At 47.7% G+C, this 18,690-nt stretch carries 13 protein-coding genes and 2 rRNA genes; 13 read left to right on the plus strand and 2 right to left on the minus strand.

Annotated features, from left to right (window positions below):
• From C557_RS0120960 to C557_RS0120970, 3 genes are all read left to right on the plus strand, one after another.
• A 23S ribosomal RNA gene (locus C557_RS0120960) occupies window positions 1-285 on the plus strand; the annotation flags it as partial.
• Between the two features lie 135 nt (window positions 286-420).
• A 5S ribosomal RNA gene (gene rrf / locus C557_RS0120965) occupies window positions 421-537 on the plus strand.
• A gap of 333 nt (window positions 538-870) precedes the next feature.
• Window positions 871-1,599, plus strand: a complete 729-nt coding sequence (locus C557_RS0120970) for a dTMP kinase (RefSeq protein WP_018753819.1) — start codon at window positions 871-873, stop codon at window positions 1,597-1,599.
• Between the two features lie 92 nt (window positions 1,600-1,691).
• Here the strand turns inward: C557_RS0120970 and C557_RS23900 are convergent, their stop codons facing one another.
• The gene (locus tag C557_RS23900) at window positions 1,692-3,095 is read right to left on the minus strand and encodes a glycosyl hydrolase family 18 protein (protein ID WP_205621643.1); all 1,404 of its coding nucleotides are present in this window, start codon (window positions 3,093-3,095) and stop codon (window positions 1,692-1,694) included.
• A gap of 349 nt (window positions 3,096-3,444) precedes the next feature.
• Between C557_RS23900 and C557_RS0120980 the strand changes: the two genes are divergently transcribed.
• The 10 genes from C557_RS0120980 (at window position 3,445) to C557_RS0121025 (ending at window position 16,530) form a co-directional block, all read left to right on the plus strand.
• Window positions 3,445-5,076, plus strand: a complete 1,632-nt coding sequence (locus tag C557_RS0120980) for a formate--tetrahydrofolate ligase (RefSeq protein ID WP_018753821.1) — start codon at window positions 3,445-3,447, stop codon at window positions 5,074-5,076.
• 34 nt (window positions 5,077-5,110) lie between these two features.
• Window positions 5,111-6,316 carry a GNAT family N-acetyltransferase gene (locus C557_RS0120985; RefSeq protein ID WP_018753822.1) on the plus strand — a complete coding sequence of 402 codons (1,206 nt, stop codon included), beginning with the start codon at window positions 5,111-5,113 and terminating at the stop codon, window positions 6,314-6,316.
• A gap of 214 nt (window positions 6,317-6,530) precedes the next feature.
• The gene (locus C557_RS0120990; protein ID WP_026263609.1) at window positions 6,531-7,877 is read left to right on the plus strand and encodes an extracellular solute-binding protein; all 1,347 of its coding nucleotides are present in this window, start codon (window positions 6,531-6,533) and stop codon (window positions 7,875-7,877) included.
• A 149-nt stretch (window positions 7,878-8,026) separates the two neighbouring features.
• Window positions 8,027-8,986 (plus strand): carbohydrate ABC transporter permease, encoded by a 960-nt coding sequence (locus tag C557_RS0120995; protein ID WP_018753824.1) that lies wholly within the window; start codon window positions 8,027-8,029, stop codon window positions 8,984-8,986.
• Window positions 8,983-9,846, plus strand: a complete 864-nt coding sequence (locus C557_RS0121000; RefSeq protein ID WP_018753825.1) for a carbohydrate ABC transporter permease — start codon at window positions 8,983-8,985, stop codon at window positions 9,844-9,846. Before C557_RS0120995 ends, C557_RS0121000 begins: the two co-directional genes overlap by 4 nt.
• 72 nt (window positions 9,847-9,918) lie before the next feature.
• Window positions 9,919-11,658: a cache domain-containing sensor histidine kinase gene (locus C557_RS0121005; protein WP_018753826.1), complete on the plus strand. Its 1,740-nt coding sequence runs from the start codon at window positions 9,919-9,921 to the stop codon at window positions 11,656-11,658.
• Window positions 11,659-11,672: 14 nt separating this feature from the next.
• Window positions 11,673-13,022 (plus strand): ABC transporter substrate-binding protein, encoded by a 1,350-nt coding sequence (locus C557_RS0121010; protein WP_018753827.1) that lies wholly within the window; start codon window positions 11,673-11,675, stop codon window positions 13,020-13,022.
• An 18-nt stretch (window positions 13,023-13,040) separates the two neighbouring features.
• The gene (locus C557_RS0121015; protein ID WP_018753828.1) at window positions 13,041-14,636 is read left to right on the plus strand and encodes a response regulator transcription factor; all 1,596 of its coding nucleotides are present in this window, start codon (window positions 13,041-13,043) and stop codon (window positions 14,634-14,636) included.
• A 91-nt stretch (window positions 14,637-14,727) separates the two neighbouring features.
• On the plus strand, window positions 14,728-15,204 hold the full coding sequence (locus tag C557_RS0121020; RefSeq protein WP_018753829.1) for a hypothetical protein: 477 nt from the start codon (window positions 14,728-14,730) through the stop codon (window positions 15,202-15,204).
• Between the two features lie 603 nt (window positions 15,205-15,807).
• The gene (locus C557_RS0121025) at window positions 15,808-16,530 is read left to right on the plus strand and encodes a maleate cis-trans isomerase family protein (protein ID WP_018753830.1); all 723 of its coding nucleotides are present in this window, start codon (window positions 15,808-15,810) and stop codon (window positions 16,528-16,530) included.
• A 355-nt stretch (window positions 16,531-16,885) separates the two neighbouring features.
• Here the strand turns inward: C557_RS0121025 and C557_RS0121030 are convergent, their stop codons facing one another.
• A complete protein-coding gene (locus C557_RS0121030; RefSeq protein WP_018753831.1) occupies window positions 16,886-18,661 on the minus strand; it encodes a SulP family inorganic anion transporter in 1,776 nt (591 codons plus the stop codon).
• Between the last annotated feature and the right edge of the window lie 29 nt (window positions 18,662-18,690).

Genomic DNA, 18,690 nt, shown 5'->3' on the forward strand with positions numbered 1-18,690 from the left:
GGTCCCTATCTGTCGTGGGCGTAGGAAATTTGAGAGGAGCTGTCCTTAGTACGAGAGGACCGGGATGGACGCACCGCTGGTGTACCAGTTGTTCCGCCAGGAGCATAGCTGGGTAGCTAAGTGCGGAAGGGATAAGCGCTGAAAGCATCTAAGCGTGAAGCCCCCCTCAAGATGAGATTTCCCAGTATGTAAGACCCCTTGAAGACGACGAGGTTGATAGGCCTGAGGTGGAAGTACAGCAATGTATGGAGCTGACAGGTACTAATCGGTCGAGGGCTTATCCAAAAAATCACCCCACAAAGTGAAGAACAGCGTTGCAGCTGATTCCGACTACTTTGCGGGGACCCCGAAACATGAAGTAGGGGCTAATTCGCAAAGACGTTTCGTATCCAGTTTTCAAGCGATTAAACGCTTGAATCGTTTGGTGGCGATGGCGGAGGGGTTCCACACGTACCCATCCCGAACACGACCGTTAAGCCCTCCAGCGCCGATGGTACTTGGACCGAAGGGTCCTGGGAGAGTAGGACGTTGCCAAGCAAAGACGAGAAGCACCGTCGATGTTATAACTCGACGGTGCTTTTTTCTATTGTAGATTGTCCACATGGAGTGGACATAGTAAAGGTGTCAATTGTTTAGACTCTTTCAAAAGGAATGTAACCTTTTTGTTACCGACAGCTATGCCACACTAGCTTTTCTAATTAATAGAGTCTTATTCGCAACAAGCAAAGAGCTAAGTGATAGCAACTCACTTAGCTCTTTGCTTGTTTCACAAAAGATGCTATATATGATTTTTTAAATATATTTGATAATAGATTTGTTTTACATTATATCTGAACTGGAATCTCATATCGTTAAGGAGGTCATGGGCTCATGAAGGGAAAGGTCATTAGCGTCAGCGGACTCGACGGTGCCGGAAAGAGTACACAGTTAGAACTTCTGCAAAAAAAATTAAGCCAGATGGGAATAAACTGCATTGGGCTGCAATTCGAGGCGGAAGACTATGGGGAACGTGCAAAGCAAAAAGTAACCGAGTTAAAAAAATACGATGTGGTTTTTACAAGGCTGTGCATGGATTGGAAAAACAGATTTCCCCTGATGCATGATTTTGTATATACGGAAGCGCTCCAAAATAGTGAAAACGCAATGGCCGTCACTTCTATATTTGCCGGAGGGTGCATTCAAGTTTACCACGAGTGCTTGAAACCTCTTTTATCGGAGGGAATCCATCTGGTTGTAGACAGGTACTGGTATGACGATATTGTATATAGAGGTTTTTGGGTTGAGGAAGCCATCGTTCGGATGCTGTACAGTTCGATTCCGGCGCCGGATTTAGCTATATTTTTACATACGCCTCCAGAGGTGAGCTACGAAAGGAATCAACAGCGTGTTGATGGGAAGAGTCCCTTAATGAGGGACATCCAAAACGTTCAAATCATTTCCGAAAAGTTCCATCGGCTTGCTCGGAGGGAGAATATGTATATTGTAGATGGAGCCCAAGAAATGGAGAAAAAGCATAACATAATTTTTAATAAAGTTTTCCCTCTCTTGTATGACGATTTGAAAGGAACAGGCAACACACCGGCTATTTCATCCAATTAACCCAGCGTTGTACCTACTCCTGCTGCTATTATGAACATAACTAGAACAGGTGGAGAGTGCATGCACTCCCCACCTGTTCAGAATACATAACCTTAATTACTGTGCGCTCGTACTTTATCGCCAATCGCTTGCAGCAAGCTCTTGGCTGAATCGGTCGTATCTTGTGTCAGTTCCCAAATCATCACGCCGCCAAGATTGTCCAGGGCGTATTGTGTTTTGCGTTCAATCGTCGGAATACCGTTATAATGGGCTTCCATTCCGTTAATCATGGAAATATCCGTGTTGTATGCATTGGGATTGGCTTGGAGAATTTCTCGATAAGGCGCCCAGGATGGCCGTCCATAGAAAGGAACACCCAGGACAACCTTCTCTGCAGGCATATTGCGAGTTTCTTTCCAGTACTTAGCCGATAAGACAGCAAAATCATAAGTGGAGTGGCGATCACCATCTCCTCCGTCGTAGGCCATGACGTTGAACCAATCAACGGCATTGATGACGGCATTCGTATGAGCCGCTGCATCCCAATATACGACGCCTTCCGGTGTCACGCCGCTAAGCACAGCGGAGGTGAGCAGCATATTTTCCTGCTTCAGTTCTTGGCTCAGGTATACCATCAGGCTTTCATATTGCTGTTTGCTGGAACCGTCGCTTCTTGGATGCTCCCAATCCATATCGACTCCATCGAATCCGTATTGCTTGGCCATTGCGATGATGGCATCACCGAATTTCGCAACTTTTTGCGGTGTATTCGTAGCAGCCATAAAAGTGTTCTCTAATGGAGTTCCATTATATGACCAGCCCCCGACAGCAAGTAAAACCTTCACCCCGTTCGCATGGGCTGTTTCTATGATTTGAGTTGCCGCAGCGGGATTTTCCAAGGGCAACAATGATCCGTCACTGGTGGGAATGGCAAAGGCGTAATTGATATGAGTCAGATTCTGATATTGAATGGTATCTATTTGGTCCGGCTCCCAGCTTGGATAATAACCGACTACCTTGAAGTCGCCTGTAATCGGTGGCTCACCAGGTTCCCCGGGATTGGGATTGGGATTTGGGTTCGGATTCGGATTGCTAGAAATCAATTCCCAAACCGCCGCGATTCCGGGGATTTCACCCAAGGTCCACCACTTTGCTTTGTAGAGCTGATCATTGTAAGAAACAATGTCATCGCCTACATAAGCTTTGCTGCTGCTCCATACAGGGTACTCCCCGCTAGAAGGAGGAACCAGCTCCCACACATCTGTCTCGCCGGGCACATCGCCCTGTGTCCACCATTTAGCTCTATAGTTGTTTCCATTATAAGAAACAATATCATTGCCAAGGTATGCTGCATTGCTGTCCCAGGCGGGATAAGCGGCAGTTGTTACATTTTCGCTGACATCCAGGACAGCTGCAGCCTGTGTTGCTTGTGTATTGAAGGGGAGCGGGGCAAACAGGGTAATGAATAGTGCTAAAATAGCCAAGATTGAAATTTTTCCTTTACGATTCTGCATCATGATTTCATCCTTTCTCAAAGTGCAAATAATAGATTTGTAGAAGCCGCAAGCACAAGATAATAAAACGGCCTCCGAACGTCATGCCACCTCCCTGGGACAGATTGGTACAGGCACCTGATAAAGTCTATCTGTATTTCTCATAAATGCTAAATATAGGTATCCCATACGATTTATACTTTGCTAGAGTTGTTAGATTTTGTCAATGACATTTTATGAATCTGTCGATTTATCTCACAGGTTAGCAGAAAAGTGAAAAAATACGCATATCTCCTGACTATTTCATGTAAAATAGGAGTTGTGTTATTTTCATAATCTGCACGGAAAATGATGGTGGAGGTCGCTTGCTGGAATGAAGCCAATTTTGGAAGTAGCCGGATCGTTTGGGATCGCGGAACAATATGTGGAAATGTACGGACGTTACAAGGCTAAGCTGGATTTAAGCATAGGTCGTGATTTACATGATCGTCCCAATGGGAAATTGGTGCTGGTAACCGCCATGAATCCTACGCCCGCTGGAGAAGGGAAAACACTGACAACCATCGGACTGGCGCAATCGTTAAATGCCTCAGGTGTACCTACGATCGCTGCGTTGCGGGAGCCCTCATTAGGCCCTTGCTTCGGGATGAAGGGGGGAGCCACAGGCAGCAATAAGGCGCAAATCCTGCCTTCTGAGGATATCAACTTACACTTTACCGGCGATCTTCACGCCATTACCTCGGCCCATAATCTACTCGCGGCGATGATTGATAATCATATTTTTCAGGGAAATTCCTTGCAGCTGGATACGGGTCGAATCTTGTGGAAAAGAGCCATGGATATGAACGATCGGAGTCTTCGGCAAATTGTGGTGGGCATCGGGGATGGGAACGGCAGTGTGCATGAATCCGGTTTCCTGATTACGACGGCCTCCGAAGTGATGGCAGTGCTTTGCCTTAGTGAGAGCATTCAGGACCTGAAGGAACGGCTTGGCCGGATGGTTGTGGCGTATACAATATCCGGTGAGATGGTAACAGCAGCGCAGATCGGGGCAGTGGATGCCATGACGGTTTTGCTCAAGGAGGCGCTAAAGCCCAATCTGGTGCAGACCGCAGAGGGAACCCCGGCTATTGTCCATGGTGGCCCGTTCGCCAACATTGCTCATGGCTGCAGCAGTGTGATTGGGACCAAGACGGCATTGAAGCTGGCTGATATCGTGGTGACAGAGGCCGGATTTGGTGCAGACCTTGGAGCTGAGAAATTCTTCAATATTAAATGCCGCCAAGCGGGTTTGAAGCCGGATGTGGCCGTCCTGGTTGTCACAATTAAGGCGCTTAAATATAACGGTGGTGTCTCCAAGACGGAGTTGGACAAGCCAGATACAGAAGCTGTACGGATTGGGCTGGCAAATATGAGTCGGCATTTGGAGAATATCCGTAAATTTGGCGTTCCGGTCATGGTGGCGTTAAATCACTTCAAGGCAGATACCGAGGAAGAACTGGCAATTGTAACAGAGGCATGCCACCGAATTGGAGTTAAAATAGAGCTTTCTGACGTCTGGGCAGAGGGCAGCCAGGGAGGACTTCAACTGGCGCAAACGCTGCGCGGTTTAATAGAAGAGAAAGGTTCGCAGTATGCTCCGCTTTATCCTCTGCAACTAGGGATTAAGGCTAAAGCCGAGACGATCGTGCAGGAGATTTATCGCGGGGCAGGTATTAAGTGGACAGCTAAAATAGAAGCTAAAATCAGAGAGCTGGAGGACCTTGGATTTGGAGATTTGCCGATATGTATGGCGAAGACGCCTTACTCCTTCTCCGATCAAGCGAGCCTTTTGGGAGCCCCAGAGGGTTTTACGATACAGGTTCGTGATGTGACGTTATCCGCTGGCGCTGGTTTCATCGTGCTGCACACGGGTAATGTGGTCACGATGCCAGGCTTGCCCAAGACTCCTGCAGCAGAACGTATTTATCTGGACGAAAATGGCGAAGTAGCCGGCTTGCTATAAATAGTTTCATATCACGGGGAGATGGGGTGCACGAATGGAGATCAGAACGTTCACGATGGATGAATTTGATGCAGGTTTGAATTTATCGGAATATGCGTTTCAGTATAAGCTGAGCGAGGAAGAACGTGAAGAACAGCGTAGCCGCTTTATTCCAGAAAGTAACTGGGGAGTGTTCGAGGAGAACGAACTGCTTGCCAAGCTGACTTTGCTTCCGCTTCAACTATATGTGCAGGGGCATCCCGTTCAAATGGGAGGCATTGCCGGCGTAGCTTCCTGGCCGGAAAAACGGCGCAGTGGGCTGGTAAGCCGCCTGCTGTCGACCGTGCTTGCCCGAATGAATGAGCAAGGGTATAGTCTCTCCTGCTTACATCCCTTTTCTATTCCGTTCTACCGGAAGTTCGGCTGGGAGGTTTATACCGACTATAAAAAATATACGATTCCGGTCAATCAATTTCCGGCTAAGCGCTCTCTGTCGGGTTCAGTTAAACGAGATGTTAAGGATCTTGCTGTGCTAAATCGTTTATATGAAGCCTTTGCCAGCCGCTACAATGGAACATTGCTCAGAAATGAGAGATGGTGGACGTATAACGTCCTGACGCCAGAGCATCATACTGCTGTCTATTATTCGGAGAGTGGCGAGCCGGAAGGCTACATACTTTATCGGATGGAGAACCGTGAGCTAAGGGTGCATGAGTTTGTCTTCCTGCAGGAGACAGCACGTCAGGGCTTGTGGACTTATTTGAGCAATCATGATTCCATGGTGACACAGGCTGTGATCGATCGGGTTCCTTCCAATGATTTGCTGCCGTTCTTGCTAAATGATCCTCGGTGCAAGCAGGAGGTTGCTCCTTACTTTATGGCCCGCATTGTTAATGCAGCTACCTTGATCCAGCAGTACAGATTTAATAGCTTGGGCATTTCCGAAGTGCCGATTCAAATAAAATTACGCTTGGTTGATGATTTTGCGGCTTGGAATGATGGGCTTTGGTTGCTTGAAATCTCCCCCGAGGGACAAGGAAAACTACAACGCGTAGCCGTGGAAGAGGATAGTGCCCCCAGGGAGCATAGGGCAGCGGATGTGCTTGACTGTGACATTCAAGCTTTAACCGTGCTGATGCTCGGATACAAACGGCCGCTTGAGTTGTATGCCTGTGGTAAGCTGACCGGACCACTTGCTGATGTGGAGCTGCTGGAACGGCTGCTTCCACTCCAGCAAACCGCGCTAATGGACTTTTTCTAAGCATTATCTATAGAAATTTAAGTTGCTGTAAGGAACGTGACGGTTTTCGTCGCGTTCTTTTTTTTCAGCGTAATAGTATTCCCAGATTTCTCTTTGTTGGTAAAATCAGAAAAATTCAAACCTCAAATCGCAAGTTTGCCTCCTCAAAAAATGATGGCGTTTTCGTTAGACTGAAGAAGAAAATACGGAACATAAGAAAGGGGTACATGTTTCAATGAAGAGAAGAAGATCGTGGGCTCTCTTAGTAGTAGCGGCTATGATGATTTCCTTGCTGGCAGCTTGTGGAGGAGGCAACAATGCGGCAAATGGCGGCACCAATACTCCGCCTGCGACAAACGAAGCTCAAGGTGATTCTAATTCCGGAAGCGCTTCCGAAGAGAAGATAGAACTTAGCTTCTGGTCGCTGGGAACAACGAATTATGAAGAGCTTGCCAAAGAATACACAGCAGAGCACCCGAACATTACGTTCAAATTCCAAAATACATCTGACCAAACGGCGCATCACAACAACCTGACAACTGCTTTATCCGCAGGGTCGGGGGCGCCTGACATCTTCATGCTGGAAATTGCCTTTATGGAGCGTTATATCAACGCTCAGGATAAATTCTACAACCTGTATGATCTTGGCGCAAAAGATATTGAAGCAAACTTTCTGGACTGGAAATGGAAACAAGCGACTTCGGTTGATGGCTCCTTCCAATTGGGCTTGCCAACAGACATCGGCCCAACGGTTGTATACTACCGTACAGACCTGATAGAGCAAGCTGGCTTGCCAACAGAACCAGACGAACTCAGCAAAGCTATCGATACTTGGGATAAGTTCGCCACGGTAGCTAAGGAATTTAAGGAGAAAACAGGCAAACCATTTACCGATTTGACAGATTTGGTCTACAACGGCTTGCGTGACCAGTCCCCCGACCAAATCTACTTCAACAAAGAGGATGGCTCCTTTATTGGAGATACCAATCCACAAGTGAAGAAGGCTTATGACTTTACGGTAAAAGGTATTCAGGAGGGCTGGATCGGCAACTGGACGTTGTGGTCTCCTGAATGGCAAAATGCGATTAACCAAGGTGACTTTGGCGTAATGCTCGGCCCAGCATGGATTGCAGGTACGATTCGCAACGCCCAGGACACCTCCGGCAAGTGGAAAATAGCTCAGCTCCCTGAAGGTGCTGGTAACTGGGGTGGTTCGTTCCTGACGTTGCCTAAAGAAGGCAAGCACTCTAAGGAAGCGTATGATTTCATCGCTTGGCTGGTCACGAAGGAGAATCAGTTGAAGTCCTTTAAGGCCAGCGGATTGTTGCCATCGATTCCGGCCGTATTCCAGGAACCGGCGTTTACGGAAGACAAGGATGAGTTCTTTGGCGGTCAAGTTATCGCGGAGGCTTTTGCCAGATCAGCAGAACGCGTCAAACCGGTATACTATGGCCCATTGCATGACCAAGTGGACACCTTTATCAAGAATGCGCTCAAGAACGTGCTTGAGAAAAAGTCTGATCCGCAAAAAGAATGGGATGACGCGATCAAGCAATCCAAGACGCTGGTGGAACGCAGCTAATGCTAACCATGGTCTAGCTCAATGGGATGCTCCCAGCCTCTGGAACAGCTAGTCTGGAGCGCATCCATATCTGTCCGATTCGCAAGGGGGCGCGTACCCTCTTGCGAATTTGGATTTACGAACTATCATTTCGACTTGGAGGTGTATCCATGGCTGATACAGTTACAGCCACTCCGGTTCAGCCTGTACCGCAAAAGAAGAAGTACTGGAACGAGACCAGAAAGAGTCGGCTGACCGCTTATACGTTTATTGCACCCTTTTTTATCCTGTTTTCTATCTTCGGACTGTATCCGATCGCATTCACCATTTATTTGTCCTTCTTCAAATGGGATGCGCTCGGCCCAATGACTTATGTAGGCATGAAAAACTATCAACTGATTACGGCTGATCCTACCTTCTGGATTTCATTCAGCAATACGCTCATTATGGGTGTGATGGGCACGTTGCCGCAGTTGATTGCCGCATTATTTGTTGCCATCATGCTTAATTCGGCGTTGAACAAATTCAAGAATACCTTCCGTATTCTATACTTTATGCCTAACATCACTTCCATTGTTGCGGTCACGCTGGTGTTCAGCACGATGTTTGGTAACAACGGCATGGTCAACTGGCTGCTAGGCATGATGGGGCTGGAAAGTGTTCCATTCAATTCCGGATGGTGGGGCGTCAAAATCGCTATCTCGACCATGGTCATGTGGCGCTGGATGGGATATAACGCTGTCATCTTCTTGTCCGGTCTGCAAAGTATTCCAACGGACATTTATGAAGCTGCCAAAATTGATGGTGCAAGCCGGGGGCAGCAAATGCTGTACATCACCTTGCCTATGCTCCGCCCGTTCATCTTGTTCGTCACGCTTGTATCTACGATCGGGGCTCTGCAATTGTTCACAGAACCATACGTGTTCCTGGGGCAAGGCGGTACAGGTTCCACACGTCAGGAAGGTGTAACGATGGTCACTTATCTGTATAGTGAAGCCTTTAGAAACGGATTCTTCGGTACAGCCGCAGCCACAGCCGTATTGCTATTTCTCGCTACCATCATTTTTTCTGTCCTTAACATGTTGCTAACAAACCGAATGGGTGGAGATACAGGAGGGAAAAAGGCATGAGTCTAGCTGTAGTCAAAAAAAGAAAACCCGACGATCCGGGTCCAATAGCCAAGACGTTATTTTACACAGCCATGATTATCGGGGCGTTGTTGTCCGTGTTCCCGTTCTACTGGATGTTCGTGGTTGCAACTAACGAGAAGGATGCAGCCTTTCACATTCCTCCACTGCTTACGCCGGGCGCGGAATTTTTCAATAACTTCCAGCGCGTATTGGAGCGGACGGAATTCTTCCAGGCGATGTTTAACTCTATAGTTGTATCAAGCGCAGTAACGATATCGGTTGTATTCTTGAGCACGTTGGCTGGTTATGCATTCGCGAAGTATGAATTTCCCTTAAAAAAGACGTTGTTCATCTTTGTTATCGCGACTATGCTTGTACCTGCTCAGCTTAGCGTATTGCCGCAATATGTCATTATGGCCAAGCTGCATTGGATCGACAGCTACAAAGCGCTAATCGTACCGGCCATGGTAAATGCCTTTGGGATTTTCTGGATGCGCCAGTACATCAGCTCGGCTGTTCACCCGGAACTCATCGAGGCTGGGCGGATTGATGGCGGTGGTCATTTCCGTATCTTCTGGAGTATTGCCATTCCGGTAATAACACCTGCGATGGCCACGCTGGGGATTTTGAATTTCATGAACGTGTGGAATGACTTCTTCTGGCCGCTGGTAGTACTGAAAAACAAGGAGAACTATACGCTTCAGCTAGCGTTGCAGCAGTTGTTTACGAATAAGGATGGTCTCGATTTTGGTATGATTATGTCCGCTACCTTCACGGCAACCTTGCCGCTGCTTATCGTATTCCTGCTGTTCAGCCGCTGGGTAATCGCCGGTCTTACGTCCGGTGCAATCAAAAGTTAATCTGTATAGCAAAGGAATAACTTATATCATGAAGAATAATAGAATGAGGAGATATTTAGGAGGAAGCCGATTATGAAGCTCCGTCGAAAAATCTTGCTTGCTATTATTCTTCTTGTATTTATTCCAGTCATTCTGATGGGTTCCATATCGTACTACAGCTTCTCAAATGCGATGGAGAATAAATCTAGCAACTTTTATTGGATCTCCTTGCTGGAGACCGACCGGAAATTGAATTTTGCGCTGAATGAAGTTGCAACCGTATCCAATTCGGCGATTACACAGCCCATTATTCAGAAGCTGCTGAAGCAGCCGAACTTTGTTGTTACGTATGAGCAAAGGCAAGATATCAATAATCTGATTAACCATCCAATGATTACGTCATTTGGATTGTATTCCAAGGATAAGCTGCAGTATCAATTCAATGAAATGTCCTTTGAGGACCTGACGAAGCAGAGCTGGTATGGAGCGATGAAAGCTGCCGAGGGACGGCCCGTATGGGTGGGCCCTGGCGAGAACGGATCTGCCTCCACGGGGAAACCAGTTTTAATTCAGGCCCGTTTGATCAAGGATTATTACTCGCTTGAAGATATTGGCGCTTTGGTCATTGATGTCAAGCCGAATATTCTGGATCAAGTGTTTTGGGATGCGGCCACGTTGAAGCAGGGGGATATTCTGCTTGTGAACAAGCAAGGGAATATTGTCTTCGACAAGTCTGGTACGCATATTGGGGAACGTACAGAATTTCCTTTCCTCCAGGATGAGGGCTCCGGGGGGAAAGGATACTATACGGACAAATATCAGGGTGAGAAGTCGCTGATTACATATTTGCCTTCGCATAACAAGGATTGGTATCTGGTAGCTATCACGCCCAGCAAGCTGATCGCTTCGGAATCGCTGTCCATTCGCAATATTGCCATTGTGCTGGTGCTGGTCTCGTTGATATCGGCTTTTCTATTTGACCAGTTTTATGTACGACGCTTGGTTCGCAGTATCATCAGTGCCGTGAACGGGATGAAGCGGGTGCAGCAGGGGATTTTCGTGCCCATTACTTCCGCAGTACGCAGCGAGGATGAGACGGATCTGTTGACCGATGGCTTTAATCGAATGAGCCGGCAAATCACCGAGCTGATTGAGCAAGTGCAGACGGAACAGGCACGCAAGAAGGAAGTTGAGCTGCAGGCGCTGGTGGCTCAGATCAATCCGCATTTTATTTATAACTCACTGGAGTCCATTAATTCTATGGCAGTGCTGCAGGGTAATCGGGATATTAGCAAAATGGTTATATCTTTGGGGAAGCTGCTGCGCATCAGCATTAGTGAAAATCAGCAGTTAATCCCGTTATCCATGGAGATGGAGCATGTTCGCCATTATCTGGACATTCAGAAATTTCGCTTTGAGGATAAATTCTCTTATCATATCGAAGTACCTGAATCGCTAAGGTATTATTTGACGCAGAAGCTAATCGTGCAACCGATTGTGGAGAATGCGTTATATCATGGGATTGAGCCGATGGAAGCTAACGGGACCATTTCAATTACGGCCACTGAGAATGAGCGTGATATTCTTATCGACGTGAAGGATAATGGTCCGGGGTTTGACCCGGATACACTGCTGCACTTGTGGAGCAAAGACTGGGGAACGTTGAAGAAATACCGGGAGAATGGCGTAGGGCTCAAAAATGTCCATGAGCGGCTGCGTATCCGGTTTGGTGGTCATTACGGCATTATGATCTGCTCCTCCCCAGGATTCGGATCGATTATTCGCATACGTATCCCGAAAATTCTGCAGGATACGTCCGCGGCTAAACGATAGGGGGCATGAGAGAGATGAAGAAATGGTTTCTGAATTGGGGCTGGATCGCTGTTTATGCCGTAGTGCTGGCGATTTGGGTGCTCGTCATCGCTGCGGACGGACATGAGCCGATTGAAGAGAGCCAAACGGAGAAGATTACGCTGACCTTTCGCCACTTTTGGATTAAGGAGCATGACAGCCAAATGCTGGATATCGTCGAGAATGTCGTGGCGGAGTTCCAGCAGACGCATCCGAATGTGAAGGTTAATTTTGAAGGTATGGACCAGACCGTTCATCGGGAACAGAAATTAAAGAGTGAGATGGTCACCGGTACGCCGCCCGATATGTTCGTCTTGTTCGGGGGAGCCGAGATTGAGCCTTACGTTCGTTCCAATCGGCTAATGGATTTGACGGAATTTGTGGAGAAGAACAGTTTAAAGGAAGAGTTCCAGGATCTCCATCTGTGGACCTTCGACGATCATATTTACGGCTTGCCGATTGAGGGCAATGCGGAGCCCCTCTACTACAACAAGGAGATGTTCCGTCAGTTTGGACTTAATCCGCCCGGAACGCTGGATGATTTGGATCGTATCGTTCGCGTGCTTGGAGCCAGTCGCATTACGCCCTTTGCCTTAGGGAATGAGGAGAGGTGGCCGGCAGCTATCTTCGCCCATTATTTAATGGATCGGTATGCCGGACCGGAACTGATTAATGAGTTGGTACAGGGTGAGGGGAAGTATAGCTTTCATAACCCGGGTTATCTGCAAGCCTTTAAGCACTTGGATTCATGGATTAATGACATCGCCTTCAGCGCGCCGGCTAATGACTTGTCCACAGAAGAGGCGATTGAGCTGTTTACGAGTGGCAAGGCGGGCATGTATCTGAACGGGAACTGGGATATTAATCTGTTCCATAGCGGTAAGGCGCCGGAGGGATTTCAAAATCAGGTTGGCGTCATCCCTTTCCCATCGCGTACGAAGGAGGGCAGCAAGTCCATTGCCGGAGGTTATACGATAGGGATCGGCTTATCCTCCAATTTGGATGAGGCGAAATGGGAAGCGGCCCAGCAGCTGCTCAAAGCATTTTATACAGAGGATGTTCAACGGCGTATCGTTTATGAAGCACTGCGGATTCCTTCCATGAAGATTACTTACGATTCTGAGAAGACAGGACCGGTATTTGCCCAGGTTATTGAGTTGATGGAGCAAAGTCCGCAAAGCTTTGTCCCGTATGATAACGTGTTGTCCCCCGAGGTGAACAAGACCTTCTTGAAGGTGTTGAAAGAAATGCTGGGCAGCCGGATTTCCCCGGGAGAGGCACTGGAACAGATTCAGCTAACATCGGAGCAATATTGGCAACTAAGAAGAAGCTCTCTGCCTAATTAACCGTGAGGAGGTAACGACGTGGTCGTTCAGGATAAGAAATATCGGGTTATTCTGGTGGATGACGAACCGATCATTTTACGCAGCCTGAAGGTGGCGGTTCCCTGGGAGCAGATGAATTTGGAGGTTGTTGGCGAGGCGCGGAATGGGGAGAAGGCGCTGCAACTTGTTCGTGAGCTGTCGCCGCATATGATTATCAGCGATATTCGGATGCCCGGCATCGATGGCATTGCATTAATGAAGGAAGTGCTGGCGGAGAACGCCAAGCGGCTGTTTATTTTTATTAGTGGGTACGGAGAATTTGAATATGCAAGGGAGGCGCTGCGGGAGGGCGCCTTTGATTATTTGCTAAAGCCGATTGATCACGATGAGTTGATTGAAATGCTGGAACGGGCCAAGAAGAATCTGGAGAAACAGACGGAGACCACCCGATTATTGCATTCGGTGCAGGCCTTGTCGGTGCTGGCGCGTGAGCGGATGTTTGCCGAATTCATTGAAGGCGGTTCCAGTCAAAGCCCTCTACAGCATATGAGCTGGCTGGAGAATAGCGAGCTATCGCAGGGATATTTCATGGCTGTCATTCAGCTGGATCATTACTTGAAGCTGACGGGGGAATGGACAGCGGATGAACGGCGCTTGTGGCTGTTTGCGATTCGCAATATTTTAACAGAATGGTCGCTTGAGCACGGTGGGCTGACGGTCTTTCCTTTTCATGGGGGTGAATGGGTCCTGCTGTTCCCAAGCTCGCTTAGTGATCAAAAGGAGGAACTGGGCACGGATGTCATCCGTCAAATCAAACAGAATACCAAGCTATCTTGCTCCATCGGATTCAGTCAAACCACCTCGGGTCTGGAGAGCTTGAGCGAGGCCTACCAGAGTGCAGCCAAGGCGTTGTATCGTCGATTCTACAGCGAGCATCCGGGAGTGTTCATGGATGATGCTGAACTTGGGGGGAGCGTTGTCCCGGAACCCAAATATCCGAAACATCTGGAAGCCGTGCTGCTGGACAGCATCCGGACATTGCAGCGGGAACGGCTGCTCACGGCCCTTGATGAGACCAAGCAGTACATTGAGGAGCAGGCGTTTACCAAGGATGTGGCTGAGCGAATTATTGTAGAATTGACCGTGGTACTGTACCGCCAATATGAACATATGAATTTGCTGCTAGAATGGTCATTGGAAGGGTTGCTCCAGGAGCTGCATTCCTTGGGGACACTTTCGGAAATGATAGGGCTCTTGAAGGCCAGCTTCGGGAAATGGATTACAGAAAGCCGGGAGAATTCCACCAAGGAGAATATTCAAAGCGTGATTGCCAGATCACAGGAATACATTCTGGACAATTATCATAAGGATCTTAGCATTGAAGAGGTGTCGGAACTCGCAGATCTCAGCATCAGCCACTTCTGTTTGCTGTTTAAGCAGGTGACGGGATATACCTTCCTCGAATACCTGACCCAGTGCCGGATCGAGAAGGCAAAGTACATTCTGAAGAACAGCCCTGTGAAGGTCTATCAGGTAGCTCCTATGGTTGGTTATCAGGACCCGCGTTACTTCACCCAAGTCTTCAAGAAGCTGACAGGAATGACGCCAACCGAGTTTCGGGAGGTGGGGGCTTGAGCTTCCGCTGGGGGCTTGGTAGCCTTCGCAATAATGGAGATCTTTCATCATCTCTTTAAGCTTTTTGGTTAGACAAGGAGATTTAGTTATCATGAATCCAAAAAAGTTTGTTTTCTTTTCTGTATCCTTAATTTTACTGATTACCGCAATTTTTATAAGTAAATACGTTGTTGAAAAACCCCCATCTGTTAGTTCTTTCGATGATTTGGTGTTAAATCACCTGAATAATGAAGCAATTACATCCATTGAAGTTTATTCCACAGTACTGGGGCACTCGCAAGAAAAAGCGGAAATTGTAAATGAAAATAAAATGAACACGATAATTAGTGAACTTTCGAATTTAAAATTGAAGGAATCAAGTAGACTTGAAGTTGATGAAGATGAAACATACAGAATAAGAATAAATTCAAAAGAAGGTAAACGGTTTGATCTGGTTTTTTACGGGAAAGATCGGAAGCATATAGGTGTAAGAAATCATACGGATGAGGATAAGCCAGAGAATAGCAGTGGTACTTATGAAATTGTTAGTGAGTTTAATTGGGATAAATTTGTTAGTTTATCAAAGTAGCAGTGAATAAGGCCAAGAAAATGCTGAAAATAAAAGGGGAATCAAAACAAAAACCAGAGGTTGACATGATCCATTCGGGAGCAAATCAAAAACGAATATACCTCTAACAGGAAATCCTCATGCTAATTAACCCTTATTTCACCAAATATGACATATAACAGGAAATCCTCATGTTAATTTTGGGCTTTTCCCCAACAATCGACCATTTCATAATGATTAGCAGGAGAAAATCCATATAAATCCCTGATTCTGGCGGACTTGAGCTATTTAACGGGAGTTTTTCCCTATAAAAGAAGAGGAATCCCCGAATAGAACCTGAGAACCAGCGGTATTAAGCGAATTTCTTGGGATACGTGCAATGCGCCTCATAAGTCTTGCTAACGATCAACCGCTAATTTTTAGATTGAGCCATGAAAGGGGGGCATTTTAAAATATGTTCTATAAGTACCCTTGGTAAACACCGTCTTCCAATGAAGAATTCTGGAAGGCGGTGTTTATTTGAGCTAACTAATGCCACACGGCTCCCTTAAAAATATGATTTACTTTACCCGCTTGTAACAATATAATAATTAAAACATATAAAACACAGGGGAGTAGTAAGTTATGTATGGATATAGGGAACGTATAGGTTTGATTTTGCCATCGACCAATACGGTGATGGAGTCGGAGTTATCGAGAATGGTGCCAGAGGGCATCTCTGTGCATACCACGAGGGTGAAGCTAACGGCTACCAATCCCGAAGGGTTGAAGGCCATGTCTGTGAACGCCGAGCGAGCGGTGGATGAATTGGAAAGCTGTTTGAGTGATGTGATCATTTATGGTTGTACCTCTGGCAGTTTCTTGCAGGGGATGGATTGGGATGACCAGTTTAGGACCAGACTTCAGTCGTTAGCCAGTGCCAGGATATTGACAACCAGCTATGCCTGCCGCTTGGCGCTCCAGGCCATGGGGCGGCGGAAGATTGCCATTGCAACGCCTTATATCGACTCCTTAAATGATGCGGCCAAAGGGTACTTTACTGCGGCGGGGTACGAGATCGTTAATATAAAGGGATTAGGTATAGAAGTGGCTTCAAATATAGGTAAAAATCCGCCTCACATCAGTTATCGTCTTGGCAAGGAAGTAGTTACGGCAGAGACGGAGCTGTTGTTCCTGAGCTGTACGGGCTTTCGGACGATGGAAATTGTAGAGCGCCTGGAGCAGGACTTGGGCATTCCTGTGATCACCAGCAATGGAGCAAGCCTGTGGGCGGCCATGCGTTCCCATGGCATTAAAGAGCAGCTGCAGGGATACGGCAGCTTGTTTCAATTATCATATCCTTTATAAATGAGAAGAAATGGTGATGCTGAACGACTCGGCATCACCATTTCTTCCTAAAAGCCGCATCCTAAGGGAGAAGGCAACAAATCCGGCAGCTGCCCCCGTCGTGTTTCGTCATACAGCATAAAAAATGAAGTTGAACCTCCAGCGATCATTCGTAAGTTCAGATCATAGTTGGGGTTATCAACTAAAAATCCTCAAAATAGCCTAAGTTCCAATATCCATCATATACCGTGCTTTTTAAAACTTCTTTTTCATAAGGTGTTTTCGTTGTTATGTGGAAAAGACCTTTATGCTTTTAAGGTATGAAATAAGGTAGGATAAACTGCTTCCTACCAGAAGGTTATATTTCCATAAATGGCTACACAGTAACCTTATCATCGCGGATAATGGCTCCTTTGCGGTCAGGCAGCTTGTGACGTTCCGGTTCTGCTCCGCATAGGGCGGGACATTCCCGGAAAGCAAAGTGTCTGCATCCGCGGCATTTATCCTGATGAATCTTATCAAGCGCCATGCTCAAGGCTTCGCCGGTATGCTCGAAGAAATGAGCTTCGCCAATCAATTCGTAGCAGCCCGTCTTCATCATCAGCTTGCGTGGCTGGATACGCAGGCCTGAGACCAGCACCGTGATTCCAGCTTGCTGGAGCTGCTTGACCAGCGAAGTAAAGTTCGCTTCCCCGGTAGTATCCATAAATGGCACCTTGCCCATGCGGATCAGCACCACGCGCAGCAAATTGCTGTCGATTTGGGCGACGAACCGGTCAAAGGCCTGAGAGGCCCCGAAAAAGAGTGGACCATCTACGGTAAAGATGGAGATTTGCGGACAATCATGCTCCTTGGTCACCATATGTGCCATAACCTTCTCCCCGGCAGAGGAGCGGTCAGGCAACACCTTGTCGACCGTTAATAGATCGCCCATTCTCTTCACGAAGAGAATGACGGCCAGAATGAGTCCTACCTCCACGGCCACGGTCAGGGTGGCGAACACCGTCAGCAGGAAGGTTACCAGCAGCACCAGCGTATCGCTTGTACGAGTTCTTAACATATGAGCAAAGGCTTTGCGTTCGCTCATATTCCAGGCGACGACCATCAGGATCGGTGCCATGCTGGCCAGCGGGATGGTCGAAGCATACGGCGCAAACAGAGCTACGACCAGCAGCACCACAATTCCGTGAATGATACCGGACAGTGGTGATACCGCACCGTTCTTAATATTGGTAGCCGTCCGGGCGATGGCCCCGGTGGCTGGAATGCCGCCAAATAGCGGCGCGGCTATATTGGCAATCCCTTGACCAATCAACTCGCGGTTGCTGTTATGGCGAGTGCCTGTCATGCCGTCAGCGACTACGGCCGAGAGCAGGGATTCAATGCTGCCGAGCAAGGCGATAATGAGGGCCGGCTGCAGCATAGGTACGATATTGTCCCAGGTTAGCGAGATCGGATGGAAGCTGGGCAAGCCGCCGGGAATGACACCGTAGGCCGAGCCGATCGTTGTTACCTTGCCTGGAAATAACCAGATGGCCACAAAGGTAGACACGAGAATCCCTACCAGTGAGCCGGGCACCTTCGGCAACCATTTGGGTGTCAATAGCAGAGCGGCGAGGCATATTCCTGCCGTTAGGATGCTGTATATATTCAAGGTAGGCAAACGCAGTACGATTTCCTTCATGTTATCAAAGAAATACTCATGCCGCTGCATGCCGGTCAGGCCCAGGAAGTTCCCGATTTGCCCGCTGAAAATCGTTACGGCAATCCCGGCGGTGAACCCGATCGTCACCGGACGGGGGATGAACTTGATCAGGGTTCCTAATCGCAATACCCCCATCAAAATCAAGAAAATCCCGGCGAGAAATCCGGCAATTAATAAATTCTCATATCCATATTGCAGCACGATGGCAAGCAGAATCGGAATAAATGCGCCGGTGGGTCCGCCGATCTGGAACTTGGACCCCCCGCAGAGCGAGATCAGAATGCCAGCAATAATCGTTGTGTACAAGCCGTATTCCGGCTTAACTCCTGAAGCGATGGCGAAAGCCATTCCGAGAGGGATAGCCACGATGCCAACAATGCACCCCGAGATCAAATCCTTGCGAAATTTTGCAGCGTCATAATGAGTGAGCCTTTCTTTCCACTTCATCCGTTAAACCCTTCTTTTCTGAGAAATCT

The sequence above is a fragment of the Paenibacillus sanguinis 2301083 = DSM 16941 genome (genome assembly GCF_000374825.1).
Taxonomy (GTDB): Bacteria; Bacillota; Bacilli; order Paenibacillales; family Paenibacillaceae; genus Fontibacillus; species Fontibacillus sanguinis.